The following is a 12,748-nucleotide window of genomic DNA, read 5'->3' on the forward strand; positions in this document are numbered from 1 at the left end:
GGGGATATATATGCCGCCCCGCCAAACCTTACTACATCCTGCATCATTCATAGTCCTGCCCGATATACACAACAGCCTCATTCGGCTCCCCGCCATCCATAATAGTGCAAGGGAACGGCATGCCATAAAACCACTCTGTATTGCTGCTGTCGGTAACGATAATCGTATGGCCGCGGTCACTCTTCCTGCCCGTATCGACGCCGGTCACATTGAAGCCCTTGTCGCGCAGCCTGTCCGCCAGCCTTGCGGCGGCGCCATTGATGCCGCTGTCATTGATAATCAGCACCGAAATCCCGCCCGGCCCTTCGGCCCTGGCAGGCTTCTGCACCTGCTCAGCCTGTGCCCGGCCCTCATTCTCCTGCTGTTCCTTCTTTTCCGTTTCACCACCGTCACCGGCAGTATTTTTTGCCACAGCGGTGCCTGTATTTTCCTCCAGCACCGTCAGCCCCTTCGGCAGTGATTCATCATACTGGGCCCTGACCTTCTCCGCATTGGCCAGCGCCCTATCTGCCAGCTCTGCTCCCATCTGTCCGGAAACCAGCGCCCTCAGTCCCATGATATCCGGCAGCCAGTAGCTTACGTCCTCCAGATAGGCCGGCTTGCCCGGCACCATAACCGACTCCATGCCCTGCTCCCGGATGGACGGCAGCAGCTGCACCATAGCCACCATCTCCGTCAGCGGCATATCCGTTTCCACCGCCGACTGGATTTCCTCCGCCAGCTGCGGCAGCTTCGGCAGTATGGACGGCGAAAGCATCTTCTCCATCACGGCCCGCATAAAGTGCTGCTGCCTGCCGATGCGGCCGATATCTCCCTCGCCATCGCGATAGCGCACATACTGAATGGCCTTGTCCCCGGTCATATGCTGCATGCCGGGATACAGGTCGATAACAAGACCGCCGTTATCATCCCAGGGATCCTCGTAGTACATGCGCTTTTCCACATCGATATCAATGCCGTCCATGGCGTCTATAATCCGTTCAAAGGCCTTGACATCCACCAGCACATAATAATCCATCGGCACCCCTAAAAGCTCCTCCACGGTCTTCCGCGTCAGCTTCGAGCCGCCAAAGGCATAGGCATGATTGATTTTATCGTAGCCGTTGCCCTCTATTCTCACGCGGGTATCCCTGGGCAGGGACAGGATTTCCGCCTTGCCCGTGTTCCTGTTAATCGTTACCACCATCAGCGTATCACTGCGCCCGGCATCGTCACTGCGCCTATCCACGCCCATGACCATGATATGTGCATAATCATCAGGCCGCTCAATTCCTGATTCAGCCGCGGCGTAGTTTTCCTCCTGCCCGCCGCCGGAAAAGCTGGTGGCCAGCACGCCCGCCAGCGCCACCAGCAAAACGGCGGCCAATATGTATACTCGCGTAAAATTGCGGCGTCTCCTGCGCCTTACTCGCATCTATGAACTCCTCTTTTCCTCACAAAATATAACTTTTCTCAATAAACTCAAACGAATCTTCTAATCCATGCTTTAGTATACCAAAACACCCACGCTCTAGCAAGGGCAAAGAACTCTCCAAATTCACTATTTCTTTTTTTTGAAAAATATATTATCATAGGTATGGATATAATACACATTCAAATCTATCAACTGCAACAAGAGGGATGCATCTATGATACGTTTACCAGTAAACCGCCTTCGCGATGGCATGATAACAGCACAGAGCATATACAACAGCGAAGGCGCCAGCTATCTGACCCGCGGCACCAAGCTAAGCAAGCAGTACATAGACAGGCTGCACAAGATAGGCATATCCAGTGTGGTAATCACCTCCCTTGACCCGAATCTGCCGCTGCCGCCGCCCGAAGACATCATACGCGAGGACACCAGGGTAACCGCCATCCATCAGGTATATGATACATACGCCAGAATCCAGCAGAAGAAGGACATGGAAATCCCTCCCCTGCTCAGCGCTTCCGAGAGTATTATCGCTGACCTGATACGCCAGCCGGACAACCTGGTACAGATGACGGATATACGCCTCTACGACGACTACACCTTTGCCCACTCCGTCAACGTGGCCGCGCTTTCCGCCATGGTGGGCATTCTGTGCCATTTTTCCAAGTCCGACCTGATTACCCTGACCATGGGGGCCCTGCTTCACGACATAGGCAAGCTGAAGGTCAACATCAACATCCTCAACAAGCCGGGCGCCCTGACGGACGAGGAGTACCGCGCTGTCCGCCTGCATCCCGAATGGGGCTGGCGGCACCTTCGCAAGCTGGACCACAGCGAGCTGGACGTATCCTCTATTGCCAGCATAGCATATCAGCACCATGAGCATCTGGACGGCAACGGCTATCCGCGGCATCTTACCGAGGACCATATCAGTGACTTTGCCAAAATCGTGGCCATTGCCGATGTGTATGATGCGCTGACCACCCAGCGGCCGTACAAGAAGGCCTACTCGCCGCATATTGCCTATAAAATCATGACAAAATGCTCCGGCAAGCAGTTTGATACGCCTCTGCTGCAGCTGTTCTTTGACCATGTGGCGCTGTATCCTATCGGCACGGTACTGAAAACAGCGCTGGGTTACTGCATCGTCAAGGCCGTTCACATCGGCATGACCAGATACCCGCGCCTGATTCTCTTTGCCGACAACAACCACCAGCTGCTGTCTACGCCGGTTTCCATTGAAACCACTGACCAGGACAGCGACTTTATCGTATCTATAGTGGACGGCAACGATCTCGGCGCCCTCTGCTTCAAGATGCAGTTCAACCCGTCTTCACTGCTGGTAGAGGACTAAAAATCTGCATCGCGCCACTGACACTGTCAATAAACCAACGAAAAAAACAGGATTGCCCATCGGTTCATCACCGTCGGCACAATCCTGTTCTTTTATTATCTGCAATTATTGCATCATCGGCAATATTCCATTTTTCTTTCCCTGAAAGTTACCGTCTGCAGCTGCAGCTCCTCCGCCAGCTCAAGGGCCGCCCCGAAGTTCATGCCGATATTTTCCGCAGCATGTGCATCCGAACCAAGGGTGATATAGCGTCCCCCCAGCTCGCGGTAGCGCCTGTACACAGGCAGCAGTGACTGCACGGCCCGGCTATCTCCCAGCCGCCGCGTGTTCAGCTCCATCACCACGTCATTCTCCACGGCCGCTCTCAACACTTCGTCTATGGCTCCGGCAAAATCGCCATAGGCCAGCTCCTTGTCCTCATAGGCGGCATAGCGGCAGATATAATCAATGTGCCCCAGCACATCAATATAAGGATTCTCCCGCAGCATGCCCGCCATAACGGTCAAGTAGCGGCCAAAGGCTTCCTCCTTCGATTTATCCGCATAAAAATCAGGATAATACAAATCCAGCATATCAATGATATGCACGGAGCCTATCACCAGATCAAAGGGCGCTCCCTGCAGGAACTTCCTGTTGGCCTCGCCGCTGGTATCGGACAGGCCGATTTCCACCCCCAGGCGCAGCCTGTCGCCGCGATAGGGGAGGTATTTTTCCCAGTAGGCGGCCGCATCAAAGCGGAACTCCATCTCCTTGTAATGCTTCGTGTTTACGTAGTCATAATCATAATGCTCCGTGAACACCAGCCCCAGCCCCTGCCTTGCCGCCGCCTCAATAGCCGCCGCCGCTTCCATCTCCGAGTCAGAGGAAAACACCGTATGCGAATGATTGTCAAATATCATGTTCCGAACCTCTCCTTCACCTGAAAAGCACTGCGGCAGGCCAATATGCCTCTGCCATTACTGCTGTGCCTTGTACTCTTTCAAAGCCTGTGCCAGCTGGTCAGGGCAGGAAGTGGTTTTCGCCCCGCAGCGTATGCCCTCCAGCCTCCTGATAACCTCATCGATATCCATGCCCTGGGTGAGCCTGCCCAAGCCCTGCAGGTTGCCGTTGCAGCCGCCCAGCGCCTGAAAGCTCACGAGCTTGTTATCCTCCACCTCAAGCCTCATCAGGCGCGGGCATATGCCCCGGGGTACATACTCTATCCTCGCCATTTTTCTCATCCTTTCAGATACGCAACGTCTATGTTTACATCGTCCGAATCAATCCTGCACCTTCTGCCGATTAATCAGCCAGCTCCGCCAGCGCATCAGCCAGCAGCCCGAACTCCTCCAGTGAGAAGGTTTCACCGCGGCGGGTGCTGTCCAGCCCGCATTTTGCAAAGGCCCCTGCAATCTGCTCCGGCAGGAAGCCCGCCCCCTTCATGGCATTGGCCATGGTCTTGCGGCGCTGGCCGAAGGCGGCCTTGACCACCCGGAAGAACAGCTTCTCGCTCTTTACCTCCACCGCCGGTTTTTCCCTGACATCGCAGACGATAACCACCGAATCCACCTCCGGCGCCGGAATAAAGGAGCGCGGCGGCACATCAAAGGCAATCCGCGGCCTTGTGTAATACTGCACCGCCACGGACAGCGCCCCGTAAATCTTGCTGCCCGGCCCTGCCACCATGCGCAGGGCCACCTCCTTCTGCACCATGGTAACCAGCACGCTGATAGGCAGGTGCTGCTCCAGAAGTGCCATCAGGATAGGCGTCGTAATGTAATACGGCAGGTTTGCCGCCACCTTGAACGGCTTGTCGCCCATCAGCTCCCGGATATTGACCTTCAATATGTCGCCCGGCACAATGGTTACATTGTCATATCCGGCAAGGGTTTCTGCCAGAACTGCCGGCAGCTTCTTGTCCAGCTCTACAGCCGTGACCTCCGCACCTGACTCCGCCAGCCCCTGGGTAAGGGTACCTATGCCGGGGCCGATTTCCAGAATCCTGTCCCCCGGCCCGGCTCCTGCCGCGTCCACAATCCCCTGTACGATGCCTGCATCCACCAGAAAATTCTGCCCCAGCTTCTTTGCCGCCCGCAGATTAAACGCTTTCATGATATGGCGCGTCACCTGGGGATTGGCAATAACAGGATGAGGGGAACGGCGCTTCCCGTTCCCTGCCAGCTCCTGAGAAATCTCCTTGTCTATATTTTCCGTCATGAAACTATCCTTTCCAGCCTGATTTTCGCTCAAATCATGTTCAATTCCTATTCCACATCCAGCTCGGCCAGCGCCCTGTCAAATTCTTCTCTGGTGACGCCGTAGTGGTTGAGCCGCTGCAGAAAGGTCTTGGCATTGGCATAGCCTACCCCCAGCAGTGCCCCCAGCCTTGCCCTGCGCCGGGCAGCATCGGCACCGCCGCTGATACCGGCACGCAGCAGCTCCGCCCCGGTAAAGGTATCCTTTGGCTCCCAGTCCACAGTGCGCACCTTTGCCAGCGCCTGACGTATGGCTTCCGGCGAAGCCTGCTCTATGCCTATGTCATCGTTGGCCGTGGCATCCTCCCGCGGCACAAAGGCGTGCTTTGCCTCCGGAAAACGTTTTGTCAGGAAACGGCGGATGCGCTCACCGGCAGAATCCGGGTCAGTCAGGATGATAATGCCGCGCTTTTTGTATGCCTTTTCAATGGCATCCAGCGCCTTCGGCTTCAGGCTGAAGCCTTCCGTGATAATGCAGTCGGCCTCCACGGCCTTGCTGATGGCCACCACATCCATCTTGCCCTCAACAACCAGAACTTCCTTTATCAAAACTAATCTATCCCTTCAATACGTCCTTCACAATATTATACACATCATGATGAATGTCTTCAATACTGCGCACCCTGCCATCCGCACTGCACTGAACCCTTGCCCAGCCGTATTTGTCAGCCACCGTGCTGTACGCCTCATGACAACGGTGCAGATAGGCGCTGTCCTTCTCGTGAATGTCCTTCCGCCGCGCCGCGTTTTCCTCGGCCCGCGCCGCAATCAGCCTGTCGCTGACCTCCGGCGGCATATCGAGAAAAACCACCACATCCGGCACAGGCAGGCCAAGCCTGCCAAACTCAAAGTCCCACAGCCAGTCCAGAAACGCCTCCCGCTCTGCCGCATCCTGCAGCTTTACCGCCTGATGCACCATGTTGGAGGTAGTATACCTGTCGGCAATTATAACCGCGCCCCTTTCATAGGCTTCCTTCCATTTCAGGTGATATGAGGCGTAGCGATCCACGGCAAAAAAAGCCGAGGCCCCATATGCGCTGACATCATCGGCCTTTGCACCAAAAGCACCTCCCAGATACATGCGCACCAGCGCCGAGGAATCCGAGGCATAGTCAGGATATTCCACCTTGACCACATCGTACCCCTCCCCTTTCAGCCTGTCGTACAGCGCTCCGGTCTGGGTTGCCTTGCCGGAGCCGTCACCAGCCTCTATTGTAATCAGCCTGCCTTTTGCTTTTGACATCAGCAACATTTCCTTTCAAAAAACTCCCTGCCTGCAGCACGATACCGCCATATGGCCTGCCGCTGTCAGCATGTTATCGCATCTATATTTATCATCACTGTATGACCCTGATAGTAGCCAGCCTGCCGTCGGCAGGGCCGGACAGCCGCAGGCCCAGCGCCTGATAGCGTCGTATATAGCTGATGATTTCTGCCGTAATCTCCTCACCGGGACACAATAGCGGCACTCCCGGCGGATAAAAGGCCACGGTTTCGGCCGAAACAGCTCCTGCGGCCTCCTCCAGCGGAACAGTCCTGACTGCGGCAAAAAACGCGTCCCGTGGATTCATGCGCTGTACCGGCCGCGGCATACTGCCCACGGCCTCCGCACATTCCTCCCCCTTCGGCCTGCCGCCATCCGACGGATAGGATGCGGCCATATCCTTCAACGCCGCCAGCAGCCGCTCCGCCACTTCCTTATTATCTGCCATGGAAATGATAAACAGCAGATTGCGGGTGTCAGAAAGCTCGCACTGTATCTTGTACCGGTGCCGCAGCATCAGCTCCGCCTCCGGCCCTCCCAGCGCCAGTCCGGACAGGTTCACCGTAACCTTGGTACAATCAAGGCAGGTTGCACCGCTGTCCTTGCCGCTGTGGCATATCTCCGTCCCCGGACTGTACAGGCCGGGAATCCTGTTTACCTCATCCCGCACAAAGCGGGACAGCCTGACTGCCTCCGCCATGCGCCTGCGCCCTTCCTCTGCCATCTGCAGGCGGGCAATATCCAAAGACGCCAGCAAAAGCTGGTTGGGGCTGGTGGACTGCAAAAGCCCTGCCGCCTGACGCAGCCTTTTCTTGTCCACGCGGCTGCTGCCTGTATGCAGCATGGAGGTCTGCGTCATGGAACCCAGCAGCTTATGGGTGCTCTGCGCCGCCACATCCGCCCCCAGCTCTATGGCCTGGGACGGCAGCTCATCACTGAACCGCAGATGGGCACCGTGCGCCTCATCCACCAGCAGCAGCATGCCGGCCTCATGCACGGCCTCTGCAATAGCCTGCAGATCACAGCAAAAGCCATAATAAGTAGGGTACACCGCCAGCAAGGCCCTGGCATCCGGATGGTCAGCTATGGCCCTGCGCACGGCCGACAGGCTCAGCCCCATGGCAATGCCAAGCCTGCTGTCCACCTCCGGCCCGATGTATACGGGTACAGCCCCGGCCAGTATGCCCCCCCCGATAATGGAACGATGGGCATTCCGCGGCAGCAGAATCTTGTCCCCCGGCGACAGGGTTCCCATCAGCATGGCGTGGATGGCCCCTGTGGTGCCATTAATGACAAACATGGTGTCCTCTGCGCCCCACAGCCCGGCTGCTAAAGCCTCTGCCGCCTTGATGCAACCCTCCGGCTCATGCAGGTCATCCAGCTCCTCCATGAGGGAAACCTCCTGCCGCAGACCTTCCTCCGTAATCAGCTCCCGCAGCAGCCTGTGGGCTCCCAGCCCCTGCTTATGCCCGGGAGTATGAAAAGCAAGGGCGCCGTCCCCTGCATATTCTTTCATTGCATGAGCAATCGGCGCCTCATATTGATTTAGCGGATATTCTTTTCTCATCATCTGCACTGCTACTCTTTTTCCTGCTTCGGATACGGCAGCTTGACATGAATCTTCGTGCCTTCGCCCTGCACGGAAATCACATTCAGGGCGGCACCTATCAGCTTGGCCCTTTCCTCCATGCCCAGGATGCCGAAGTGTCCGTTGCCGGTGCCGTTTCTGCGCATTTCCTCGATTTCCTCCATATCAAAGCCGCGCCCCGCGTCCGAAATCAAAATGGACAGGTCATTCTGGGAAAACAGCAGGCGCAGGCGTCCCTCGCTGACACCAGAATGGCGGTGGATGTTGTTCAGCCCCTCCTGAATAATACGGAACAGGGTTACCTCCACATGCTTTTCCAATGCCCGCTCACGGCCATTGACCTGAAAATCGGTCTTGAGTATCTTGCGCTCCTCCAGCTTGCTGACCAGCTGCCTGAGTGCAGGCACCAGTCCCAGATCATCCAGTGACATCGGCCGCATATCAAATATAATCTGCCTCACATCGGCCAGACAGGTGCGAATCTGCCGCCGCAGCTCCTGCAGTCCCGCCTTGGCCTCATCAGGACGGGTGTCCACCAGCCGTTCACAGATGGAAGCCTGATAAATAAGGTTTGCCATCTCCTGAGCCGGGCCATCGTGAATTTCACGGGAAACCCTCAGCCGCTCGTCCTCCTGGGCCTTGATAATCTGCACGCCCAGAAACTTGTTCTTGGAGGCTATGTCCATCTGCGCCACCACATTGCTAATCTGGGAGGTCAGATAGCCGACCACCGTTCCCAGCTTGGTGGCCAGCCGCTCTGCCATCAGAAGCGTCTGCTCCATGCCGCGCAGCCTCAGCTCCAGACGATCACGCTGGCGGCGCGACTGAAACTCCTTTTCCTTGACCAGCGCAAGGCGCACCTGCACATCCTTGACAGCCTCGTAGCTGGCCCGGATTTTGTCCTCGGAATAATTGGCAAAATTACTGCTGACCTTGACCAGGCGCTGTTTTTCCTGCTGCTCACAATGCACCAGCACATCCACCTCGTCCTGCAGCTTTGCCGTTTCCTCCTTCAGCTCCTTCAGAAGCCCTCTGGCCGCTTCCACATCATTTTTCGTATTTTCGTAAATTTCAAATATCTGTCCCTTGCTATTTTCCATAGCATCCACAGTATTTTGAAACGCTTCCCTGAGCAGCTTTTCACCCTGCTGCTCCACATCCATATCGCTAGACAGCTTCATTTCCTATCTCCCATGCTACCGAAACAATCAAACTATCCCAGCCTCTATTGTACATTATAAAGCAGATTTACGCAAAGGCTTTCTGATTTTTTGCGGCAATGTTTAACAAAACCGTTCCCTGCGCCGGTACAGCAAAAGAGGCATGACACATATCCGCAAATAGTGTCATGCCCCTGAACCCGCAAAAATATCTGTATCAGCTTACCGCCTTCTGCCGCAAGGCGGAGATATTGTCCTCATAGACGATGGTCTTGGCCGGCTGAAAGCCGTTGAAGCTGGTAGCGGCCGACGCACAGTAGGAACCGACCTCCGGCGTCAGTATCCTGTCGCCCACCTGCAGCTTCGGCGCCGGCAAATCCCTTGCCACCACGTCAATGGAATCGCAGCTAGGCCCCACAAACACGGACGGAGTTTTTTCCCCATCCCGGAAGAACTCCAGCTTGTATGTCCAGTGATCAAAAACAAGCCCGTTATAACTGCCATACAGGCCATCATCCAGCACGTACCACGGCTGCCCGTTCCGCAGCTTGGTTCCGATAACGCTGGCAACCAGGTTGACAGCTGTGCCGCACATGTAACGCCCCGGCTCTGACCAGATCTCCACATCCGGAAACAGCTCATCAAGGCTGGCGCGGATGCTCCCTGTCATGGCGTCCAGATCCGGCTCCTGCTGCCCGATTTCAGGAATCGGCAGACCGCCGCCGATATCCAGAATCTTCAGCTCCATACCTTCGCGGGCCGCCTGGTCAAAGAGCCTGCGGCACATCCTCAGCGCCCTGCCATACGCATCGGCCTTCAGCGACTGACTGCCCACATGGAAACATATGCCTGCCGGCACCAGCCCGGCAGCTTTGGCTTTATGCAACAGCGGCAGTGCCAGTTCAGGCACTACGCCGAATTTTTCATTCAGATTAACGACGGCTGATTCATTCTCCACCTGCACCCTGACAAGCACTCTGGCGCCGGGAGCATTTTCAGCCAGCTTTGGTATTTCGCTTTCATCATCGAAGGTAAATTTATCTACGCCCGCTCGCGCCGCCAGACTGATACTGTCAGCAGGCTTTACGGGATTGGCATAAATCATGCGGCTGCCATCTATGCCCAGCGAACTCAGCAGCCTGATTTCGCCCTCGGAAGCCACATCAAAATTAGAGCCCAGGGACGCCATGCGCTTCAGCACAGCCGTGTCCGGGTTAGCCTTGATGGCGTAAAAAACCTTGACCCGGGGCAGACGGCACCTGAGATAATTATAGTTCTCCTCAACCTTATCCAGTGACACCACCATAAACGGTGTCGGATACTTATCCGCCAGATAATTCATCTCTTCTTCAGTTAAACGAAAGCTATTCATAACAACCTCCTCTTTTCTCATGGAGTCCCTTGCGGCTTCTCCATGCAGCATACATAGTACAGCAGCTGCTTTCGTCACACATACGCTGCCGCACTCGGCGCAAAATATGCTGTCCGCCGACCATGTACACTGTCTTTACATCTTTGTATTTTTTACAGCATATTTATGGGTTGCATTATAGACCTATTCAACAGAGATTGCAAGCAAAAATACATAAAAAAACAAGACTGACAAGACAGGGGAAAATACAGACGCCTCCTGCTCACTCGTCAGCCTTGCAATTATGCCATTTATTCTATTTTACTGCAACAGGCTGAGAACGCCGGAGCTGTTCTGATTAGCCTGCGCCAGCATTGACTGCGCCGCCTGCAGCAGCACATTGTTCTTGGTGTATTCCGTCATTTCCTTTGCCATATCGGCATCACGGATAACCGATTCGGCACTGACCGTATTTTCGCTGGCCGTGGTCAGGTTTGCCTGAGTGTATTTCAGCCTGCTCTCAATGGCTCCTATGTTGGTCTGCTGGTCAAGCACCTTTTCAATGGCATTGTCCAGAATGGTAATGGCCTGCTTGGCCTTGACGCGGGTTCCCACACCAAGGGTACTGCCGCTATCCGCCTTCAGGCCCAGGCCTTCGGCGCTGATATCACCGAAAGCGGAGGCAATTACCTGATTTGCCTTCGTGCCCACCTGAAATTTCAGGCCTTCACCCTTCTGGAAATCAGGCCACTTGACAGTCAGGCCGTTTATCAGGGTTGAATTGGCGCTCGGATAATACCAGAATCTGGTATTCAGGCCCTCCAGCACGGTGCTCTTGTCGTCGCGCACCTCGCCCTGATTGGCATCTGCGCCAAGAATTGAGCCCACATCCGGGTTATCCAGATCTATGCCGCATTTATCCAATAAAAAGCTTTCCGAAGTGGCAGCAGCATCTACATCGGCTTTAAATGCCGCTTTTAAAGCATCAAGCGAACTGTACCTGCCACTTGTAGCGGCATTTACGGCCTTATCCACACCGGCACCGTCACCACCATACTGTACCATGCCCTGCACGAAGCTTTGAACACTGTTGTCACCAAACTGCTTGTTCATATAGCGCATAAAGGCATAGCCAACTGAATATGAATCAGCCTCAGCAGAACCTCTTGCCGCCGCCAGGCCGGCATCTACAATGCCCTTGATATTTCTCAAATCTGCTGTGCGATTGTCATCAATGCCATGTGTCACCTCAGCCATACCTTCTGTGATAAACTTTGGCACATCACCCCAATTTTTGATATTGGCAGACATAACAGCATGGGTAAGCTCATGAGCAATAACACGGTCGAGATACTGAGTACCAGAAGACGGAGACCTGCCATCCGGACTGCTCTCATCCAGATCATCATAGTAATCCATATTGACTGTGAGCGTCAGCTTGCCAGTTCTATCACCATCAGGAATTGATGTCACATACGCCAAAGTACCCGGGCCTTCATTCTTGAACAAGACTTCCATTTCGGTGACGCTTGCCCTGCCATCAGTAAAATTAATGCCATAGGCATCCTGTATCATTTCAAAGCTGGCCTTGAGCCATTCGGAATTCAGTGCCTTGATGATGGTATCCTGCACGGATTTGCTGATATCTGCCCCTCCATCAAACAACCTGATGCCATTGAAGGTAACATTGGCATTATCCGAAATCTGGTCAATGGCCTGGTCCAATTCTTTCTGAATAGTTGCCCTGTCAATATCAGTATTGGTGTCATTAGCGGCATTAATGGCTTTTTCTTTCAGGGTTTTCAGTATATCAACTGTAGAAGAAGCCGCCCCTTCCGCGGTCTGAAGCAGGCTGCCTGCATTCTGGGCATTGGCATTCGCCTGATCCAGCGCCCTTATCTGCACCCGCATCCTCTCAGATATGGAAAAACCGGAAGCATCATCAGCGGCGCTGTTTATTTTCATGCCGGAGGCAACCTTTTTCAGGGTCTTGGACAGTGCCTTGCTGTTTTTATTCAGTTTATTCAATGTCTGCTTTGCAGGCATATTGTTTTTCACTACCATGGACATCGCAAAATCTCCCCTCCCCGGAAAATCTGCAGAAATTCAATCCCTCAATGAGCAAAAATCAATGTTAGCAAAATATTTATCGGAATATACCTCCATGTTATTAAATTTCACATATGCAACAATCTGTATCCAATCCCGGCATGGGCCTGCAGATACTGCCTGCCGCTGCTCTTTGCCGGCTTTTTCCGCAGGGACACCATAAATCCGCACAACGCTGTCATTCCTTCTCCAGCGCCATGGCACAGCTGCTAAGAATGGAAATCATCATGTTGTTCTCAAAGCTTTCCAGCCGGTCAGCGTAAAGCCCGATGCC

The 12,748-nt window shown here is 54.6% G+C and carries 11 protein-coding genes and 1 pseudogene; 1 reads left to right on the plus strand and 11 read right to left on the minus strand.

The window, feature by feature from the left end; all coding sequences use genetic code 11:
• Nucleotides 1–43: 43 nt before the first annotated feature.
• On the minus strand, nucleotides 44–1,414 hold the full coding sequence (locus ACI3UA_RS05575) for an LCP family protein (RefSeq protein ID WP_439723842.1): 1,371 nt from the start codon (nucleotides 1,412–1,414) through the stop codon (nucleotides 44–46).
• Between the two features lie 214 nt (nucleotides 1,415–1,628).
• Here ACI3UA_RS05575 and ACI3UA_RS05580 point away from each other — a divergent pair, with 214 nt between their 5' ends.
• Nucleotides 1,629–2,768 (plus strand): HD-GYP domain-containing protein, encoded by a 1,140-nt coding sequence (locus ACI3UA_RS05580; protein ID WP_439723843.1) that lies wholly within the window; start codon nucleotides 1,629–1,631, stop codon nucleotides 2,766–2,768.
• Nucleotides 2,769–2,881: 113 nt separating this feature from the next.
• Here the strand turns inward: ACI3UA_RS05580 and ACI3UA_RS05585 are convergent, their stop codons facing one another.
• The 10 genes and pseudogenes from ACI3UA_RS05585 to ACI3UA_RS05630 all read right to left on the minus strand — a co-directional run.
• The gene (locus ACI3UA_RS05585; RefSeq protein ID WP_439723844.1) at nucleotides 2,882–3,667 is read right to left on the minus strand and encodes a histidinol-phosphatase HisJ family protein; all 786 of its coding nucleotides are present in this window, start codon (nucleotides 3,665–3,667) and stop codon (nucleotides 2,882–2,884) included.
• Nucleotides 3,668–3,724: 57 nt separating this feature from the next.
• Nucleotides 3,725–3,979, minus strand: coding sequence for a TIGR03905 family TSCPD domain-containing protein (locus ACI3UA_RS05590; RefSeq protein ID WP_439723845.1), 255 nt, complete (start codon nucleotides 3,977–3,979; stop codon nucleotides 3,725–3,727).
• A 70-nt stretch (nucleotides 3,980–4,049) separates the two neighbouring features.
• Entirely contained in the window at nucleotides 4,050–4,859 is an 810-nt protein-coding gene (gene rsmA, locus ACI3UA_RS05595) for a 16S rRNA (adenine(1518)-N(6)/adenine(1519)-N(6))-dimethyltransferase RsmA (RefSeq protein WP_439723851.1), read from the minus strand.
• Nucleotides 4,860–5,011: 152 nt separating this feature from the next.
• Entirely contained in the window at nucleotides 5,012–5,551 is a 540-nt protein-coding gene (gene rnmV / locus ACI3UA_RS05600) for a ribonuclease M5 (RefSeq protein ID WP_439723846.1), read from the minus strand.
• 7 nt (nucleotides 5,552–5,558) lie between these two features.
• Nucleotides 5,559–6,245, minus strand: coding sequence for a dTMP kinase (locus tag ACI3UA_RS05605; RefSeq protein WP_439723847.1), 687 nt, complete (start codon nucleotides 6,243–6,245; stop codon nucleotides 5,559–5,561).
• 94 nt (nucleotides 6,246–6,339) lie between these two features.
• Nucleotides 6,340–7,836, minus strand: coding sequence for an aminotransferase class I/II-fold pyridoxal phosphate-dependent enzyme (locus ACI3UA_RS05610; protein WP_439723848.1), 1,497 nt, complete (start codon nucleotides 7,834–7,836; stop codon nucleotides 6,340–6,342).
• 8 nt (nucleotides 7,837–7,844) lie between these two features.
• On the minus strand, nucleotides 7,845–9,035 hold the full coding sequence (locus ACI3UA_RS05615; RefSeq protein WP_439723849.1) for a sensor histidine kinase: 1,191 nt from the start codon (nucleotides 9,033–9,035) through the stop codon (nucleotides 7,845–7,847).
• 196 nt (nucleotides 9,036–9,231) lie between these two features.
• Nucleotides 9,232–10,386, minus strand: a complete 1,155-nt coding sequence (locus tag ACI3UA_RS05620) for a type III PLP-dependent enzyme (protein ID WP_439723850.1) — start codon at nucleotides 10,384–10,386, stop codon at nucleotides 9,232–9,234.
• 300 nt (nucleotides 10,387–10,686) lie between these two features.
• Nucleotides 10,687–10,980 carry a flagellin gene (locus ACI3UA_RS05625; RefSeq protein WP_439723852.1) on the minus strand — a complete coding sequence of 98 codons (294 nt, stop codon included), beginning with the start codon at nucleotides 10,978–10,980 and terminating at the stop codon, nucleotides 10,687–10,689.
• Nucleotides 10,957–12,435: pseudogene (locus ACI3UA_RS05630) on the minus strand (flagellinolysin); the annotation flags it as partial. The pseudogene ACI3UA_RS05630 and the gene ACI3UA_RS05625, both read right to left, overlap by 24 nt.
• Nucleotides 12,436–12,748 lie beyond the last annotated feature (313 nt).

It is taken from the genome of Anaerovibrio sp. (assembly GCF_051866355.1).
Lineage (GTDB): Bacteria > Bacillota > Negativicutes > Selenomonadales > Selenomonadaceae > Anaerovibrio.